Source organism: Micromonospora sp. (assembly GCF_048594385.1).
Classification (GTDB): Bacteria; Actinomycetota; Actinomycetes; order Mycobacteriales; family Micromonosporaceae; genus Micromonospora; species Micromonospora wenchangensis.
Genome location: NZ_JBMDWU010000510.1, coordinates 1 through 17,027, shown reverse-complemented (window position 1 = coordinate 17,027; position 17,027 = coordinate 1). Strand labels below are relative to the sequence as shown.

The following is a 17,027-nucleotide window of genomic DNA, read 5'->3' as shown; positions in this document are numbered from 1 at the left end:
GGGGCGCGGGTAGCCGCTCCCACACCGGACCCCCGGCCCCGACCCGCCACGCGGCCGGGGGCCGGGGCTCCGTGCTGTCCGGGTGTCTCCGCTCCCGTCCCGCGACGGGGATGATCGACTCAGGGGTGGCGATATTGCGGTCTCACCGGTGCCGGATACCGCTACCTGGCCGACTGTGCGCGACGACCCGGGCGGGCGGCCCCGGGCGCGCCGGGCCGGTTCGGCGTGGTGGTGGTCGGGTGGGGCGGTGTGGTGGGGTGGGCGGCGATCCGGTTGACTGGGTCGGTGCTGAGGGTGGGGTTGACCGGTGGCATCGGGTCCGGCAAGAGCGCCGTGGCGGCCCGGCTGGCCGAGCGGGGCGCGGTGATCGTCGACTCCGACCGGATAGCCCGGGAGGTGGTGGCACCGGGCACCGAGGGGTTGGCCGCGATCGTCGCCGCCTTCTCCGACCGGGTGCTGACCGCCGACGGGGCACTGGACCGGGCGGCGCTGGGCGCGCTGGTCTTCGCCGACGCGACCGCCCGTCGCCGGCTTGAGGAGATCACCCACCCCCGGGTACGCGCCCGCTCCGCCGAGCTGTTCGCCGCGGCACCCGCCGACGCGGTGGTGGTCAACGACGTACCGCTGCTGGTGGAGGTGGGGCTCGCGCCGACGTACCACCTGGTGGTGGTGGTGCGGACGGCCGTGGCCACCCGGCTGGAGCGGTTGACGCGGACCCGGGGGATGAGCCGTGCGGAGGCCGAGCGGCGGATCGCCGCGCAGGCCGACGACGCCCGTCGTGGCGCGGCGGCCGACGTGGTGCTCGACAACGACGGCGGCCTCGACGAGCTGCACGCCGCCGTGGACGCCCTCTGGTCGGCACGCCTGGTGCCCTACGAACGCAACGTGCGGGAACGGCGGGTCGCCCCGGGCCGGCCGGTGGTGCCGACCGCGCCTGACCCGACCTGGCCGCAGCAGTACGCCCGGCTCGCCGCCCGGATCCGGCACGCGCTGGCCCCCGACGACCTGCGGATCGACCATGTCGGTCCCACCGCTGTCCCCGGGCTGGCCGGGCCGGACGTCATCGACGTGCAGGTGACCGTGCCGTCGATGGCCGAGGCGGACGGTCCGTTGGCGGGCCGGCTCGCCGACGCCGGCTTCCCGAGGGTGCCCGGCGTACGGGGGGACCGCCCCCGCTGGCTGGGTCGCGACGCCGGGACGGGTGGGGGCGGTGACGAGGGCTGGGAGCAGCGGCTGCACGGCAGCGCGGACCCGGGCCGGCCGGTCGCCGTGCACCTGCGGGTGGCGGGCTCGGCCGGCTGGCGGCACGCCCTGCTGATGCGTGACCACCTGCGTGCCGATCCCGATCGACGGGCGGCGTACCCGGCGGTGCAGCGGGAGCTGGCGGCGTCGGCACCGGACGGCGGAGGGTCCGGCATCGCCGACGCCCCGTGGTTCGCCGAGGAACACCTGCGGGCGCAGGACTGGGCGGCGCGGAGCGGCTGGCGGCCCTGACCGTCCTGCCGGGTCAACCGCGCGGCGTGGGCGGGGACGGCTTCCGGTGCGCGGGGACGATCCCCGCCGGCAGCGGGCCGGGGGTCAGCTCCAGTTGTGCCCACAGCCCGCCGGTGGTGCGCAGCTCCAACCGGTGCAGGAAGCCGGAACGGTCCAGCCAGTACCGCAGCCGCTGGCCCTGGCGGCGTACCTCGAACACGTCCACCGGGCGGCCGGCCCGTCGGTCGCTGCGGACGTGCACCGTGGTGGTGGCGTCCGGGGCCGGTCCTGCGGCCCGCACCGCCGCGTCGAGCAGTGCGTCCAACTCGTCGACCGGCTGGCCCGCGAGCCGCCAGCCCGCCCCGGTCGGCAGCGGCAGCGGCGGTGCCGCCGACGGTCCGGCGGCCGCGGCGTGCGGTCCGACCGGTACGTCCGCCCGGGCGAAGCCGGCCCGGTCCCGACGCCGCAGCGTCCGGCGGCCGAGGGTGTCCAGTTCGGCGACGGACAGGTAGGCGACGCCGGCCGACCAGCTCAGCCAGCCGCCGCCGCGCAGGTTGGCGGCGCTGCCGAGGGGTGCGGACACGGTGACCGCCGCGCTTCCGGTCCCGGCGCGCAGCCGGGTGGCGAGCCGGCCCAGCCGGGCGGTCTCCTCGTCGGTGGCGGCGCGGGGCAGTCCGGGCCGACCGCCGAGCGCGTCGACGGGCCAGGGTGTCGGCCGGTCGACCCGGTCCAGGTCCACCGTGATCGGGGTGCCGTCGGCGAGCCGACCCGACCAGCGGCGCAGCCGCGCGTCGCGGTCCACCCACCAGCGGGGGTCGGCGTCGTCGGCCGGCCGCCCGTCCGGCGCGGCGGCGGATGTGGTGGTGACGGTGGGTGCGGTGGCGGCGGGTGCCGGGGGCGGCCACAGCGCCGCCTGGAGGATGTCGACCGGGTCGCCGCCGAGGGTCTCCCGGCCGAGCCACCGGCCGGCACCGGCACGTAGCGGTGCGGCGGGTGCGGGCCGGTCTGCGGCGAGCGCGAAGAGCACGGTGAGCGCCCCGGCGAGCCCCCGCCCCGGTGGCGGGTTCCGCAGCCGCCAGCGGTCACCGGGCGGCACCAGGGGTGGCCGGGCCGGGGTCACGATCGCGGCGGGGTCGGGGCGCTGCACCACCGCCGACGGGGTGGCCTGCACCAGGCCCCGGTCCTGGCCGGCTCCCGGGCCGCCGACGTCGAGGTAGGCCAGCGGACGGGACCAGTCGACCCAGCCGACCAGGTCGGTGCGGCCGGCCCCGGTGCCGACGGCCACCCGTACCCCGGCCCGGACGTCCCGGTAGGTGCCGACCCGGACGGCGGCGAGCCGCTCGGCCTCCTCGTCGGTGAGCGCCCGCGTCGTGGTGGTCGGGGCCTGTGTGCCGGCGAGCAGGCCGGCCACGAGGGTGGCGGCGGCGGTGACGGCGACCACGACCAGGGCGACCAGGGTGATCCGCCGCCGGCCCGACGGGCCCTCCGCCGCGGCGTGACGGTGGTGGCCGGCGCGGCGGCGGCCCGGACCGGCTCCCGGTGGGCGTGGTGGCTGGTCGGGCGAGGTGTCCACGTGTGGTTGAACGGGCCGGCCGGGGCGGAGTGACGCCGGCGGGGGTGCCGGGACACGGCCCGGGGGTGCCGGCGGCCGGGGGAAGACAGGTGCAGGGGCGCTCGCGGCGGCCGGTCTGCGCCAGGGGCGCGACCACGCGGGATGCGCACGCCGGTGATGTCCGGGTGCTGCGACCCCAGGTGCCGGGCGGTGGGAGCCTGTCGAGGGCCCGGCCACCGCCGCGGTCGGCCGCCGCGAGCGGCCTACGGTGTCCAGGCTAGCCGGCTGCGATGTGGGCCACAATGGCAATATCGAAGCTGATCACCGGCTGTCCGGCGATCGCGGGGAAGTGTCGGACCTGCGGCGTACCGTGGGGACCATGGCGCTCGACATTCCCCGGCTCGATGGTCGCTTCCAGGTCGTCAGTGAGTTCCAACCGGCCGGCGACCAACCGGCTGCCATCGATGATCTTGAGCGTCGGGTCCGGCGCGGCGATCGTAACACCGTGCTGCTCGGGGCCACCGGCACCGGCAAGAGCGCCACCACGGCGTGGCTGGTCGAGCGGCTGCAACGGCCGACCCTGGTGCTCGCCCCCAACAAGACCCTCGCCGCCCAGCTCGCCAAGGAGTTCAGCGAGCTGCTCCCGCACAACTCGGTCGAGTATTTCGTCTCCTACTACGACTACTACCAGCCCGAGGCGTACATCCCGCAGACCGACACCTACATCGAGAAGGACTCCTCGATCAACGAGGAGGTCGAGCGGCTGCGGCACAAGGCGACCATGTCGCTGCTCACCCGGCGGGACACGATCGTGGTGGCCACCGTCTCGGCCATCTACGGCCTGGGCACCCCGGAGGAGTACCTCGACCGGGCCGTGCGGGTCGTCGTCGGGCAGGAACTCGACCGCGACCAGTTGCTGCGCCGCCTGGTCGACATCCAGTACACCCGCAACGACATGGCCTTCCAGCGGGGCACGTTCCGGGTCCGGGGCGACACGCTGGAGATCATCCCGGCATACGAGGAGCTGGCCGTCCGGATCGAGCTGTTCGGTGACGAGGTGGAGAAGCTCTACTACCTCAACCCGCTCACCGGCGACGTGGTCAAGGAGGTCGACAATCTGTTGATCTTCCCGGCCACCCACTACGCGGCCGGCCCGCAGCGGATGGAGCGGGCCACCCGGGACATCGAGGCCGAGCTGGGGGAGCGGCTGGCCGAGCTGGAACGGCAGGGCAAGCTGCTGGAGGCGCAGCGGCTGCGGATGCGCACCACCTACGACCTGGAGATGATGCGGCAGGTCGGCTTCTGCTCCGGCATCGAGAACTACTCGATGCACATCGACGGCCGGCTGCCCGGCAGCCCGCCGCACTGCCTGCTCGACTACTTCCCCGACGACTTCCTCACCGTGGTCGACGAGTCGCACGTCACCATCCCGCAGATCGGCGGCATGTTCGAGGGCGACGCCTCGCGCAAGCGGATGCTCATCGACCACGGGTTCCGGCTGCCCAGCGCCGCCGACAACCGGCCGCTGCGCTTCGACGAGTTCCTGGAGCGGGTCGGCCAGATGGTCTTCCTCTCCGCCACCCCCGGCCCGTGGGAGCTGGAGCAGGCCCAGGGCGAGTTCGTCGAGCAGGTCATCCGCCCCACCGGTCTGATCGACCCGGAGGTCGTGATCAAACCGACCAAGGGGCAGATCGACGACCTGATGCACGAGATCAAGCTGCGCACCGAGCGCGACGAGCGGGTGCTGGTCACCACGCTGACCAAGAAAATGGCCGAGGACCTGTCCGACTACCTGCTGGAGAACGGCATCCGGGTGCGTTACCTGCACTCCGAGGTCGACACCCTGCGCCGGGTGGAGCTGCTGCGCGAGCTGCGCAAGGGCGACTACGACGTGCTGGTCGGCATCAACCTGCTGCGGGAGGGTCTCGACCTGCCCGAGGTCTCCCTGGTGGCGATCCTCGACGCCGACAAGGAGGGCTTCCTGCGCAGCGGCCGGTCGCTGATCCAGACCATCGGCCGGGCCGCCCGTAACGTCTCGGGTCAGGTCCACATGTACGCCGACAAGATCACCCCCTCGATGGCGTTGGCGATCGACGAGACCAACCGTCGCCGGGCCAAGCAGATCGCGCACAACGAGGCGCACGGGATCAGCCCCGAGCCGCTGCGCAAGAAGATCCACGACATCCTCGACGACATCTACCGGGAGGCGGAGGACACCGAGAGCGCCCGGGTCGGCGGGGCCGCCCGGCAACTGTCCCGGGGTAAGGCCCCGGTCAAGGAGACCCGCAGTCGCGGTCGGGCCACCGCCGGCACGCCCTCCCGGGAGGGGATGGCCCGGGCCGACCTGGCACAGCTCATCCAGGAACTCAACGACCAGATGCTCGCCGCCGCCCGGGAGTTGCAGTTCGAGCTGGCCGCGCGGATCCGCGACGAGGTCGCCGACCTCAAGAAGGAACTGCGGGGGATGGACGCCGCCGGGGTGAAGTGACGGGCGGGCCGGTGCTGGACGAGGTGTGTGTCGGGGTGCCGGCGGCACGGCTGGGTCCCGTCGTGGGTCGGTACCTGGGCTACCGGGAGGGTGTTCCGATCGGTGCGGCGTCCGGACGGGGCGCACCGCCGCCACTGGTCCGGCACGAGGCGGCCGGCGCGTTCGTGGTCCTCATCCTCGGCTGGGGCGCCCCGCTCGACGTGCTGAACCCGCGCTCGGCGGCACACAGCGCGTACCGGGTGGACTCGTTCGTGGCCGGGCCGTACGACGGCTACTGCACGACCTCGACGGCCGGGGCCGGTGCGGGGGTGCAGTTGATGCTCACCCCGCTGGCGGCCCGCCGGGTCCTCGGGATGCCGCTGGGGGAGTTGGCCAACCGGGCGGTGGCGGTCGACGGGCTGCCCGACCCGTGGCTCGACCGGTTGCGGGCCCGGCTGGCCGGGGCACCGGACTGGCCCCACCGGTTCGCCCTGCTCGACGCGGCGCTCGACGCCCGGCTGGCGGACGCCGACCCGGTCGATCCGCACCTCGGCCGGGCCTGGGAGCTGCTCGCCGGCTCGGCCGGCCACATCGGCATCGGCGCGTTGGCCGGCGAACTCGGGTGGAGCCGCCGGCACCTGGCCGCGCGGTTCCGCCGGGAGCTGGGGCTGGGCCCGAAGACGACCGCCCGCCTGCTGCGTTTCCAGCGGGCGTACGCGACGCTGGGCCGGCAGGACGCGGTGTCCGCCCCGCCGGACCCCGCCGGGCCGGCGGACGACCGGACGGGGTCGGTGGACGGCTGGGCCGAGCTGGCGGCGCGCTGGGGGTACTACGACCAGTCGCACCTGATCCGGGAGTTCCGGGAGTTCACCGGGACGACCCCGGCGGCCCTGGGTCGGCCGGGTTCCCATTCGTCCAATCCGGGTTGAGCGCCGGCCGGCACACTCGACACATGACGAGCATCTACCCCACCTTCCGGTACCCCGACGCGCGGGCGGCGATCGACTGGCTCTGCGCCGCGTTCGGGTTCCGGGTCCACGCGGTGCACGACGGTCCGGACCAGACGGTGGCGCACGCCGAACTGGCGCTCGGCGACGGCATCGTCATGCTCGGCACCGGCCGGGGTCGACCGGACCGGCCGGCCGACGACGACTACGCCGTCTACGTGGCGGTCGACGACCTGGACGCCCACCACGACCGTGCGCGGGCGGCCGGGGCGGAGATCATCCGGGAGCCGTTCGACACCGACTACGGTTCCCGGGACTACGCGGCCCGGGACCTCGCCGGCAACGTCTGGTCGTTCGGCACCTACCGGCCCTGACCGGGCTGCCCCGAACGGCCGCCGTGGAGACGGGGGGGCTGCCGTTCGGGGCCGCCCGGCGGCGGCGTCATCCGAGGGCGGCTCAGATAAGCATTGCGGTGTGCAAGCAAACTGTTGCCCTGGGTGATGATCCTGCGTACCCTCCCTCGTGGGGAGGCTGGGATGCCATTGTCATCGAGTCCTGTCATTCGACGCGCGAGGCTCGGCGCCGAACTGCGCCAGTTGCGCAGGCGGGAGGCGCTGACCCTGGAACAGGTCTGCGCCCGGCTGGGCTGGGCCTCCACCTCCAAGCTGTCCCGCATCGAGCTGGGGCAGAGCCGGCCCGACCTCGCCGACGTGCTCGACCTGCTCGACATCTACGAGGTCCCGTCGCCGCAGCGGGAGGCGCTGATCGTCATCGCCCGCGACGCGGCGACCGGGCGCGGCTGGTGGAAGGCGCTCGGCGAGATGAGCGAGCGGCAGCGCACCTACGCCGAGTTGGAGGCGGGCGCGGCGACCATCGTGGAGTACCAGCCGGCGGTGCTGCCCGGCCTGCTCCAGGCACCCGGCTACGCCCGGCTGCGGATCGCGGCCGGCCGGCTGCTGCACCCGGACGTCGACGTCGAGGCCGACCTGCGGGCCCGGCTCACCCGGCAGGGGCTGCTGCGTCGCCCCGACCCGCCGCACTACACGGCCCTGCTCGACGAGCGGGTCTGCGACCCCGCCGGCCTGCCCGCCGACGTCTGGCACGAGCAGTTGGCGCACCTGCTGGCCCTGGCCGAGCTGCCGCACGTGACGATCCGGGTGGTGCCGGGGACGGCGGCCCCGCGCGGTGGGGCGTACCCGTTGACGGCCTTCTCGTGTTACTCGTTCCCCGACCCGGCCGACCCGCGCACGGTGATGCTGGAGGCGTTGACCACCGACGTGCGGCTGGCCTCCGAGGTCGACGTCGGGCGCTACGACCGGATGACCGGCTGGCTGTCCGCCGCCGCGCTCAGCGCGGTGGAGACGGCGGAGCTGCTCCGCCGCCGGGTCGCCGCCCTCACCACCGGTACGGCCGGTCCGGCGGCGGACGACGTGGCCGGGTGGGACGGTCGGGAGACCACCGGTACGCCGTCCCCCGCCCCAGAGGGCGCCGGTCGGGCGGACTCACCGGTAGCGGTTGAAACCACCCTCGGAGTCGATGACCTGGCCGGTGATCCAGTCCGCCTCCCGTGAGCAGAGGAAACGCACGAGCCGGGCGGCCTCCTGCGGGGTGCCCCAGCGGCCGGACGGGAAGAGTGCCGCCACCGCGGCGTGCGCCTCGGGTGGGGCGTAGCCGGTGTCGGTCGGCCCGGGGTTGAGGCAGTTGACGGTGATCCCGCGGGGCATCAGCAGCGGGGCGAGCTGCGCGGCGAGGTTCTCCACCCCGGCCTTGCTGGCCGCGTAGGCCAACTCGTCGGGCATCGGGCCGAGGCGCTGGCCGCTGGAGAAGAGCACCAGCCGGCCGCCCGACCCGGCGGTGAAGGCGGTGGCGAACGCGTCGGCCAGGAGCAGCGTGGCCCGGACGTTCACCACCAGGTGCCTGTCGATCTCGGTGGCGTCCAACCCGCCGAGGCTGGTGCGGGTGGAGTAGGCGTGGGTCGCCACCACACCGTCGAGCCGGCCGTGCCGGCGTACCGCCTCGGCGACCAGCGCGGCCGGGGCGGCCGGGTCGAGCAGGTCGGCGGCGGTGTGGGCGGCGGCCCCGCCCAGTTCGGCCAGCAGCGCCGGTACGCCCTGCGGGTCGCCGCCGTAGGGCTGTGCCTCGTCGTAGCCGGGCAGCCCGGTCAGCAGCAGCCGGTGCCCGTCGGCGGCGAGGGTGCGGGCGACCGCCGCGCCGATGCCGATCCGGCGGCTCACCCCGGTCACCAGGAACACCCGTGCGGTCATCCGGGCAGTCAACCGGACCGCCGTTGCGGACGCCACGGATTAACCCCGCACGACAACCACCGGCGGTGCGCCCACGGGCCGGCGACGGTGCGCCCATGCCGCCCGGTGGGCCGAGGCGGCGGGTGGCGGCGGGGCCGGCCGGTCACCGGGGTCGGCCCGGCGGCCGGCGGCCACGACGGTTCACCGCGTGACCACCGGACCCGGCACCCCCGAACGTGTCGGGACCGGTCGCCGCGCGTGCGCCGCACGGTAACCCGGGGGTACGACAAAATCCGATCGACCGGAGTGAATTTTTTCGGGAAGTTGTCGGAGGCTGTCGGGACGCCGGTCGGATCGCGGCCCCGACCCGGCTCAGGCCGGTACGTCGACGAAGTGCTCGACCCGGGGTGGACCGGCGAAGTGCGGGCCGATCAGCGCCCGCCACTTGCCGAACGCCTCGGTGGCCCGGAAGTTCTCCTCGTGGGCCTGCACCGAGTCCCACTCGACCAGCAGCACGAACCGGGAGGGGGACTCGACGCCCCGGGTCATCCGGACCGAGCGGCATCCCTCGGCGGCGACGATGATGGCGTGCGCCTGCGCGTAGGCGGCGGCGAAATCGTCCTCGTGTCCGGGCAGTACGTCGATGAGCGCGACCTCAAGCACCATGCCGACAGCCTGCCACGCCGCGCCCCACCCGTGGTGCGCCGGGGCGACTCCATCCCCCCACCCCGCAGAACGCCATCAATCGCGCGTATACCGCTACACCTAGCCTCCTAGGATGGTTAGGCGGGGTGACCGGGAGGGCAGCCGACAACCAGGTCGGTTGAGGTCGGAACGTGATGCTGCCGGCAATGCACGCCGCAGGAGATGCGCCCGCAGCCCTCGATGGTGAACAATGGCGGCCGAGGAGGGGAGTATTCCCCCGCGACGGAGTCGTCAGCACGGTCGAGCGTCACCCGACAGCTCGACCCGGCTCCGCCGGTCAGCGCCCCGCCCGCGGGTCGCTGGCGGAAGGGACCTCCGACAGTCACCAGTGTGTGCGTCGTCGCCCACCTCGCCGTCACGCGGCGTACGGTGTGCCCGACGCCGCGTGTCTGCCGGAGGAATGGATTGAACGTGTCCGGAATGGTGTGGGCGGGAACCCTCGTCGCACTGACGGCGGTGCTCCTCGCCGATCTCTTCATCATCGGCCGCCGGCCGCACGAGCCCAGCGTCCGTGAGTCGAGCCTCTGGGTCAGCTTCTACGTCGGCCTGGCGCTGCTGTTCGGGGCGGGGCTGTGGGTCACCGCCGGTGGCGACGTGGCCGGCCAGTTCTACACCGGCTGGCTCACCGAGTACAGCCTCTCGGTGGACAACCTCTTCGTCTTCGTGATCATCATGGCCCGGTTCCGGGTGCCCCGGAAATACCAGCAGAAGGTGCTGCTCATCGGCATCGTGCTGGCCCTGGTCATGCGCGGTGGTTTCATCGCCGCCGGTGCGGCGCTGATCTCCCAGTTCTCCTGGGTGTTCTACATCTTCGGCGCGTTCCTCATCTACACGGCCGTCAACCTGGCCCGACAGGGCGAGCCGGAGGAGGACGAGTTCAAGGAGAACATCCTGATCCGGTGGAGCCGCAAGGCGCTGCCGCTGTCGCGGGACTACGACGGCGCGAAGCTCACCACGTACGAGGCGGGCCGGCGGCTGTTCACCCCGATGCTGGTGGTGATGATCGCGATCGGCACCACCGACCTGATCTTCGCGCTGGACTCGATCCCGGCGATCTTCGGGATCACCAAGGAGCCGTACCTGGTCTTCACCGCGAACGTCTTCGCGCTGATGGGCCTGCGACAGCTCTACTTCCTGGTCGGCGGGCTGCTCGACCGGCTGGTCTACCTCAGCTACGGCCTGTCGGTGGTGCTCGGCTTCATCGGCGTCAAGCTGGTGCTGGAGGCGCTGGCCGACAACAACCTGCCGTTCCTCAACGACGGTGAGCCGATCGGCTGGGCCCCGCACATCCCGATCTGGCTGTCGTTGACGGTCATCATCGGCTGTCTCGCCGTGGCGACGGTGGCCAGCCTGGTCAAGTCGTCCCGGGACCGGCGGCGCGAGCTGATCGAGGCGCGCCGCTGACCGTAGTGGCACCGATGGGCGTCACCGCACTGCGGTGACGCCCATTTCCCGGTCAGACCCGGTGCGCGCCGACCAGGGTGGCGACCCGGTCCGGTGGCAGCGGCTCGGTCAGCACCCGCCGCTGCCGGTAGCAGGCGTGCAGCATCCGTGGCCCCCGGCCGGCGGTCACCAGGCCGACGTGGTGGATGCCCCGCCCCGGTCGGGCGAAGAAGTACAGGTCGCCGGGGCGTTCCTCACCGGCCGGCACGGGCGTGGTGGCCGCCGCCTGGTCGTCGGCGTCGCGGGGCAGCGTCACGCCGAGCCGTCGCCACACCAGGTGGACCAGGCCGGAACAGTCGATCCCGTGCCCGGAGAGCCCACCCCAGACGTACGCGACGTCGCGCAGCCGGGCGGCGACGGCGAGCACGTCGTCGGCCGTCGGCGGGGTGGCCGGTAGCTCGGTGACGTCGGCCTCGGGAACCCACAGTGGGTCGGGCCGTCCGGGCACCCGGACCGGCCGCCACCCGTCGACGGCGGGACCGGCCGGGTGCAGCCGGGTGCCCAGGACGACCCCGGGCAGGGCGACCGGGCCGGCGGGGGTGACCCGCAGCCCGGTGCTGACCGCGTCGACGACGAGCGGGTCGGCCGGGCCGCCGGCGGGGGTGGCCGGGGTGAGTTGGGCGGCGGGCAGCCAGCCGGGGTAGCCGCGCGCATCGAGCCGGGGTGCGGCCTGCTGCACGGCGACGACCCGGGCCCAGCCGTCGGGGTGCAACGCGGTCACCAGCACCCGTTCGCCGAGCAGTAGTTGACTGAGCACACAGTCACCGACCCGCTGGCTGGCGTCCATCCCGGTGATCCAGCCGCCGGTGTCCGAGGGCACCGCCAGGGCGGGCCGGTCGACCGGGCGGGTCGCGCCGGGGTCGGTCCAGAGGGTGGCGACGGCCACCCGGACGAGGGCCTCCCGGCCCGGCTCCAACTCCACGTCGACCTCCGGCTCACGTGTCGGTGCCCCATCCGGACCATAGGAAGAAAAGCTGCGATCATCAACCTCGGTGTTGAATCTTTGTTTCGGTCACGGCGGTGATGCCGAGCCCCGGCGCGTCCGGCAGCACCACGGTGGCGCCCTCGTAACGCAGCCCTCCGTGCACCGGCGACCAGGCCAGCCACCAGGCCGCGTCCAGGTCGGACACGGCGTTGGTCCGGTAGGCGGCGGCCCGGCTGGCCGCCGCGCCGACCCCCACCTGACTTTCCATCATGGACCCGACGAGGGTGCCCATGCCATGTTCCCGGGCCAGCTCCAGCAGGGTGCGCGCCGGGCGCAGACCACCGCACTTGGCGAGCTTGACGTTGACCAGGTCGGCCGCCCGCCGCCGGATCACCGCGACCAGGTCCCGCACCCCGAACACCGCCTCGTCGGCGAGGATCGGCACGTCCACCCGGTCGGCGACCCAGGCCATGCCGTCCAGGTCCCACCGGGCCACCGGCTGTTCGACCAGCTCCACGTCGAGCCCGGCGTCCTCGACACCCCGGATCACCCGGACCGCCTCCCGGGGCGTCCACCCCTGGTTGGCGTCGAGCCGCAGGCGCACCTGCGGGCCGACGGCCGCCCGGACCGCGCGGACCCGTTCCAGGTCGCCCGCCGCGTCGGTGCCGACCTTCAGCTTCAGCACGTCGAAGCCCTCGTCGCACCGCTGCCGGGCGGCCACGGCCAGGTCCGCGCCGGTCCCGGCGGCCAGCGTGACGTCCGTCGGCACCCGCAGCGCCGTCCCCCCGAGCAACCGCACCAGGGGTACGCCGAGCCGCCGTGCCGCCAGGTCGTGCAGCGCCACGTCCAGCGCGGCCCGGGCCGCCTCGTTGCCGGCCACCGCCGCCGCGACCTCGGCACAGCGGGCCAGCACGTCGTCGGCGTCCCGGCCGACCACCGCCGGGGCGAGCACGTCCCGGACGCAGGACTCCGCGCCGGCCACCGACGCCCCGGTGACCTGCCACACCTGCGGGGCCTCGCCGAAGCCGGACCGCCCGTCGGCGTCGGTCACCTCCACCACCAGGGTCTCCACGGTGGTGGTACGCCGCAGCGCGGTGACGAACGGGGTGTGCAGCGGCGCGGACAGCCGGTGGGTGCGTACCACGGCGATCGTCATGTGCGGCACCCTATACGCACGCCGTCACCGAAGGAGCGCGCCGATGACCGTGGGAAGCTGGACGCTGGCGGGTGCCCCGAACGCCCGTGACCTGGGCGGACTGCCCACCCGTGACGGCCGGCGGGTACGCCCCGGCCGACTGATCCGCACCCCGGCGCTGGGTCGGTTGACCGAGGCCGACCTGACGGTGCTGGGTCGGCTCGCCCCGGCCTGCGTGGTGGACCTGCGGGACGACACCGAGACGGCGCTCGCCCCGCCGAACCGGCTGGTCGGCGACCCCAGCCTGGTGCGGCTGCCGGTGCTCGACCCGGCGCACCCCGGGTTCGGCTACCTGTCGGCGGTGCTGCTCGGTCACGACCTCACCGGCCACGACGAGGCGGCCCGGCGGGGTGCGGCGGCGGCGATGGCGGAGCTGTACCGGTGGTTCGTCAGCGGTGCGGTGGCCCGGGAGGGGTTCGCCCGCGCGGTGCGGCTGGCGGCCGACCCGGTCAACCTGCCGCTGCTGTTCCACTGTTCGGCGGGCAAGGACCGTACCGGGTGGTTGGCGGTGGTGCTGCTCACCGCCCTCGGCGTCGACGAGGAGACGGTCCGGGCCGACTACCTGCGGCACAACGCGTTGACGGTGGAGCTGCGTGGGGAGGCGTCGGCGGCGATGCTGCGGCGGCGTCCGGAGCTGGACCCGGAGACGGTCCGGGCGGTGCTGGAGGTGCGCCCCGAGTACCTGGACGCCGGCTTCGACGAGGTGCGCCGCCGGCACGGGTCGTTCGACGCGTACCTGGCCGACGGGTTGGGGGTGACCCCGCAGCTCCGCGCCGCCCTGCGGACCCACCTGCTGGACTGATCTGCCGGTCAGCCGGTGAGGTCGTGCCGGGCGGCCCAGGCCGTCGCCGAGACCTCCGCCAGCAGCCGGCAGGCGTCGAGGTCGTCGGGCGCGGTGGCGGGGTCGGTGGTGGTGCAGACGGCGATCACGTACGCCGGGGCGTCGTCGGGCAGGACGACGCCGGCGCTGTGCCGTACGCCGCGTACCCAGCCGTTCTTGTGGGCGATCCGGGTGCCGGCGGGCAGCCCGGCGGCGAGATCGTCGCGGTGGCGCTGGTCCAGCAGCACGTCGATCATGGCGGTGCAGGCCGCCGGGGAGGCCAGCGGGCCGGGCCGGTGTGCGCCGACGGCCAGCCCGCCGAGCAGGGCCGCCAGATCGGCGGCGGTGACCAGGTTGGTGATGCCGGCCTCCCGGGCGGCGGCGTCCTCGATGCCCCGGCCGGTGACGCTGTGCCGGGCCCCGGCGAGCCGCCACGCCTCGGCGACGGCGGGCAGGCCGAGGAGTTCGATGATCAGGTTGGTGGCGAGGTTGCCGGACCGGGTGATCATCCGGTCGGCGAGCCAGCGCGGGGTGGCCCGCCCGCCGAGCCGCTGCCAGACGGCGTCGTCGTTGTCGTAGGGCCGGGCGCAGGTGAACCGGGGTGCGTCCGGCCGGGCCGAGGTGAAGTCGTTGACCACCGGCACCGGGGTGTCCAGGTCGAGGGTGCCGGCTTCGGCGGCCCGGTGCAGGGCCAGCAGCACCGCGACCTTCATGGTGCTGGCCGCGTAGTGGGTGGCGTCGGGGTTGCGGGTCCAGGTGGGTGGGGCGTCGGGCCGGCCCAGGTACGCCGAGACGGTGCCGGGCCGCCGGTCCAGTCGGGCGTCGAGGTCATCCCAGGTCATGCCCGTGACGCTAGCCGAATCCGGCCCGCCGGGACGGCCCGGCGGCATTCGGGGGAGGGTGCCGGGGCGGCCCGGCGGGCACCCGGGGTGGGGTCGGCCGCGCCCGGGTGGGGGACGGGCGGAGCCCCGGTCCGGGTGAGGCGGACCGGGGCTCCGGGTGAGGCGGGGTGTGGCGACGGGTGCGACCCGGGTGGGTCAGCCGGCGTGCTTGCGGCGGGCGGCCATCCGGCCGCGCTGGGTCTGGTCCAGCACCACCTTGCGGATGCGTACGGCGACCGGGGTCACCTCGACGCACTCGTCCTCGCGGCAGAACTCCAGCGCCTGCTCCAGGGAGAGCTTGCGCGGGGGGATCAGCTTCTCGGTCTCGTCGGAGGTCGAGGCCCGCATGTTGGTGAGCTTCTTCTCCTTGGTGATGTTGACGTCCATGTCGTCGGAGCGGGAGTTCTCCCCGACGATCATGCCCTCGTACCCCTCGGTGGTGGGCTCGACGAAGAGCTGGCCGCGCTCCTGGAGGTTGATCATCGCGAACGGGGTGACCACGCCGGAGCGGTCGGCCACCAGCGACCCGTTGTTGCGGGTACGCAGCTCACCGAACCACGGCTCGTAGGACTCGAAGACGTGGTGCAGGATGCCGGTGCCCCGGGTGTCGGTGAGGAACTCGGTACGGAAGCCGATCAGGCCCCGCGCCGGCACCAGCCACTCCATCCGGATCCAGCCGGTGCCGTGGTTGACCAGCTGCTCCATCCGGCCCTTGCGGGTGGCCAGGAGCTGGGTGATCGCGCCGAGATACTCCTCCGGGGCGTCGATGGTCAGCCGCTCGACGGGCTCGCAGGTCTTGCCGTCGATCTCCTTGGTGACCACCTGCGGCTTGCCGACGGTCAGCTCGTAGGACTCGCGGCGCATCTGCTCGACCAGAATGGCCAGGGCCAGCTCACCACGGCCCTGCACCTCCCAGGCGTCCGGCCGCTCGGTGGGCAGCACCCGCAGCGACACGTTGCCGACCAGCTCCTTGTCGAGCCGGTCCTTAACCATCCGCGCGGTGACCTTGGCGCCCTTGACCCGGCCGACCAGCGGCGAGGTGTTGGTGCCGATGGTCATCGAGATGGCCGGCTCGTCCACGGTGATCAGCGGCAGCGGGACCGGGTTCTCCGCGTCGGCGAGGGTCTCGCCGATCATGATCTCGGGGATGCCGGCGACGGCGATGATGTCGCCCGGCCCGGCCGACTCGGCCGGCTTGCGCTCCAGGCCCTCGGTCATCAGCATCTCGGAGATGCGGACCCGCTGGGTGCTGCCGTCGGTGCGGCACCAGGCCACCGTCTGGCCCTTGCTGATGGTGCCCTGGCGTACCCGGCACAGCGCCAACCGGCCCAGGAACGGCGAGGCGTCCAGGTTGGTGACGTGCGCCTGCAACGGCGCGCCCTCGTCGTAGGAGGGCGGCGGGATGGTGTCGAGCAGGGTCCGGAACAGCGGCTCCAGGCTGGTGCTGTCGTCGGGCACCGAGCCGTCGGCGGGCTGGGTCAGCGAGGCGATGCCGTCGCGGGCGCAGGCGTAGACGATCGGGAAGTCGATCTGCTCCTCGTCGGCGTCCAGGTCGAGGAAGAGTTCGTAGGTGTCGTCCACGACCTCCTTGATCCGGGCGTCCGGCCGGTCCACCTTGTTGATCACCAGGATGATCGGCATCCGCGCCTTGAGCGCCTTGCGGAGCACGAACCGGGTCTGCGGCAGCGGGCCCTCGCTGGCGTCGACCAGCAGCACCACCCCGTCGACCATGGTCAGGCCCCGCTCGACCTCGCCGCCGAAGTCGGCGTGGCCGGGGGTGTCGATGATGTTGATGGTGACCGGGTCGGAGCCGTCCGCCGGGAGGTAGCGCACGCCGGTGTTCTTGGCCAGGATGGTGATGCCCTTTTCCCGTTCGAGATCCATCGAGTCCATGACGCGCTCGGTGTTCTCACCACGGGCCCCGTAGGCGCCGGCCTGCCGCAACATGGCGTCGACCAGGGTCGTCTTGCCGTGGTCGACGTGGGCGATGATGGCGACATTGCGGAGGTCGGTGCGAAGCTGCATACCCTCCATACTCCTGTCTGCGGTTGCCGGGGCAGGTGTCGGGGTCGTCCCGTCACCGCCCGGATCTGTGCCGGAACTGCTGTTCCGGCCGTGCCAGCGGCGGGTCTGCCGAGCCCACCGGCGGGCCGGCCGGCCCACCGGCCGGCCGGGCACCTGGTCGTCGCGACGGTCACCGCGGACGAGGCCACAGTGATCGTCGGTCTGTCGGTGCCGGGGGAGTCGACCCTGCTGGTCGGACTCCTAGCGTACGCGGGCCGGTGCCGGCCCGTCCGGGCACTGCTCCCGGTGACCGGACGGGCCCGTGACGGGCGACACATCCGCCGGGGGTACGCCGACGGCCGGGGGCCCCAC

The 17,027-nt window shown here is 73.9% G+C and carries 13 protein-coding genes and 2 pseudogenes; 8 read left to right on the top strand and 7 right to left on the bottom strand.

Annotation, left to right across the window (positions count from 1 at the left end; genetic code table 11):
- The first annotated feature begins 285 nt into the window (after window positions 1–285).
- The gene (coaE, locus tag ACOJTC_RS27320; RefSeq protein WP_420119036.1) at window positions 286–1,494 is read left to right on the top strand and encodes a dephospho-CoA kinase; all 1,209 of its coding nucleotides are present in this window, start codon (window positions 286–288) and stop codon (window positions 1,492–1,494) included.
- Between the two features lie 13 nt (window positions 1,495–1,507).
- Here the strand turns inward: coaE and ACOJTC_RS27315 are convergent, their stop codons facing one another.
- Window positions 1,508–3,046 carry a hypothetical protein gene (locus ACOJTC_RS27315; RefSeq protein ID WP_420119035.1) on the bottom strand — a complete coding sequence of 513 codons (1,539 nt, stop codon included), beginning with the start codon at window positions 3,044–3,046 and terminating at the stop codon, window positions 1,508–1,510.
- A 358-nt stretch (window positions 3,047–3,404) separates the two neighbouring features.
- Here ACOJTC_RS27315 and uvrB point away from each other — a divergent pair, with 358 nt between their 5' ends.
- The 4 genes and pseudogenes from uvrB to ACOJTC_RS27295 form a co-directional block, all read left to right on the top strand.
- Window positions 3,405–5,513, top strand: coding sequence for an excinuclease ABC subunit UvrB (uvrB, locus tag ACOJTC_RS27310; RefSeq protein ID WP_420119034.1), 2,109 nt, complete (start codon window positions 3,405–3,407; stop codon window positions 5,511–5,513).
- A 62-nt stretch (window positions 5,514–5,575) separates the two neighbouring features.
- On the top strand, window positions 5,576–6,421 hold the full coding sequence (locus ACOJTC_RS27305; RefSeq protein WP_420119033.1) for a helix-turn-helix domain-containing protein: 846 nt from the start codon (window positions 5,576–5,578) through the stop codon (window positions 6,419–6,421).
- 23 nt (window positions 6,422–6,444) lie between these two features.
- Entirely contained in the window at window positions 6,445–6,813 is a 369-nt protein-coding gene (locus tag ACOJTC_RS27300) for a VOC family protein (RefSeq protein WP_204926057.1), read from the top strand.
- Window positions 6,814–6,975: 162 nt separating this feature from the next.
- Window positions 6,976–7,833, top strand: a pseudogene (locus tag ACOJTC_RS27295) (helix-turn-helix domain-containing protein); the annotation flags it as partial.
- A gap of 108 nt (window positions 7,834–7,941) precedes the next feature.
- On the opposite strand, the gene ACOJTC_RS27290 reads toward ACOJTC_RS27295, so the two are convergent.
- Both ACOJTC_RS27290 and ACOJTC_RS27285 read right to left on the bottom strand, forming a co-directional pair.
- A complete protein-coding gene (locus tag ACOJTC_RS27290; protein ID WP_420119032.1) occupies window positions 7,942–8,703 on the bottom strand; it encodes an SDR family oxidoreductase in 762 nt (253 codons plus the stop codon).
- A gap of 351 nt (window positions 8,704–9,054) precedes the next feature.
- Window positions 9,055–9,348: an antibiotic biosynthesis monooxygenase family protein gene (locus tag ACOJTC_RS27285; protein ID WP_204926060.1), complete on the bottom strand. Its 294-nt coding sequence runs from the start codon at window positions 9,346–9,348 to the stop codon at window positions 9,055–9,057.
- 444 nt (window positions 9,349–9,792) lie between these two features.
- On the opposite strand from ACOJTC_RS27285, the gene ACOJTC_RS27280 reads away from it, so the two are divergent.
- The gene (locus ACOJTC_RS27280) at window positions 9,793–10,791 is read left to right on the top strand and encodes a TerC family protein (RefSeq protein WP_420119031.1); all 999 of its coding nucleotides are present in this window, start codon (window positions 9,793–9,795) and stop codon (window positions 10,789–10,791) included.
- A 52-nt stretch (window positions 10,792–10,843) separates the two neighbouring features.
- On the opposite strand, the gene ACOJTC_RS27275 is transcribed toward ACOJTC_RS27280, so the two are convergent.
- Both ACOJTC_RS27275 and ACOJTC_RS27270 read right to left on the bottom strand, forming a co-directional pair.
- Window positions 10,844–11,752, bottom strand: coding sequence for a C40 family peptidase (locus ACOJTC_RS27275; protein WP_204926062.1), 909 nt, complete (start codon window positions 11,750–11,752; stop codon window positions 10,844–10,846).
- A 61-nt stretch (window positions 11,753–11,813) separates the two neighbouring features.
- Complete coding sequence (locus ACOJTC_RS27270; RefSeq protein ID WP_420119030.1) at window positions 11,814–12,911, bottom strand: mandelate racemase/muconate lactonizing enzyme family protein; 1,098 nt, start codon at window positions 12,909–12,911, stop codon at window positions 11,814–11,816.
- 43 nt (window positions 12,912–12,954) lie between these two features.
- On the opposite strand from ACOJTC_RS27270, the gene ACOJTC_RS27265 reads away from it, so the two are divergent.
- On the top strand, window positions 12,955–13,752 hold the full coding sequence (locus ACOJTC_RS27265) for a tyrosine-protein phosphatase (protein WP_420119029.1): 798 nt from the start codon (window positions 12,955–12,957) through the stop codon (window positions 13,750–13,752).
- Between the two features lie 8 nt (window positions 13,753–13,760).
- On the opposite strand, the gene ACOJTC_RS27260 is transcribed toward ACOJTC_RS27265, so the two are convergent.
- Both ACOJTC_RS27260 and typA read right to left on the bottom strand, forming a co-directional pair.
- Entirely contained in the window at window positions 13,761–14,612 is an 852-nt protein-coding gene (locus tag ACOJTC_RS27260; protein ID WP_420119028.1) for a serine hydrolase, read from the bottom strand.
- A gap of 195 nt (window positions 14,613–14,807) precedes the next feature.
- Window positions 14,808–16,676, bottom strand: a complete 1,869-nt coding sequence (gene typA, locus ACOJTC_RS27255) for a translational GTPase TypA (protein WP_420119027.1) — start codon at window positions 16,674–16,676, stop codon at window positions 14,808–14,810.
- A 90-nt stretch (window positions 16,677–16,766) separates the two neighbouring features.
- On the opposite strand from typA, the pseudogene ACOJTC_RS27250 reads away from it, so the two are divergent.
- A pseudogene (locus ACOJTC_RS27250) lies at window positions 16,767–17,027 on the top strand (hypothetical protein); the annotation flags it as partial.

Excerpts from the sequence above, each read along its gene's own strand:
- ACOJTC_RS27300 (WP_204926057.1), top strand. The coding sequence starts at position 6,445 with ATGACGAGCATCTACCCCACCTTCCGGTACCCCGACGCGCGGGCGGCG.
- ACOJTC_RS27260 (WP_420119028.1), bottom strand. The coding sequence starts at position 14,612 with ATGACCTGGGATGACCTCGACGCCCGACTGGACCGGCGGCCCGGCACC.
- ACOJTC_RS27270 (WP_420119030.1), bottom strand. The coding sequence starts at position 12,911 with ATGACGATCGCCGTGGTACGCACCCACCGGCTGTCCGCGCCGCTGCAC.
- uvrB (WP_420119034.1), top strand. The coding sequence starts at position 3,405 with ATGGCGCTCGACATTCCCCGGCTCGATGGTCGCTTCCAGGTCGTCAGT.
- ACOJTC_RS27285 (WP_204926060.1), bottom strand. The coding sequence starts at position 9,348 with ATGGTGCTTGAGGTCGCGCTCATCGACGTACTGCCCGGACACGAGGAC.
- ACOJTC_RS27290 (WP_420119032.1), bottom strand. The coding sequence starts at position 8,703 with ATGACCGCACGGGTGTTCCTGGTGACCGGGGTGAGCCGCCGGATCGGC.
- typA (WP_420119027.1), bottom strand. The coding sequence starts at position 16,676 with ATGCAGCTTCGCACCGACCTCCGCAATGTCGCCATCATCGCCCACGTC.
- ACOJTC_RS27265 (WP_420119029.1), top strand. The coding sequence starts at position 12,955 with ATGACCGTGGGAAGCTGGACGCTGGCGGGTGCCCCGAACGCCCGTGAC.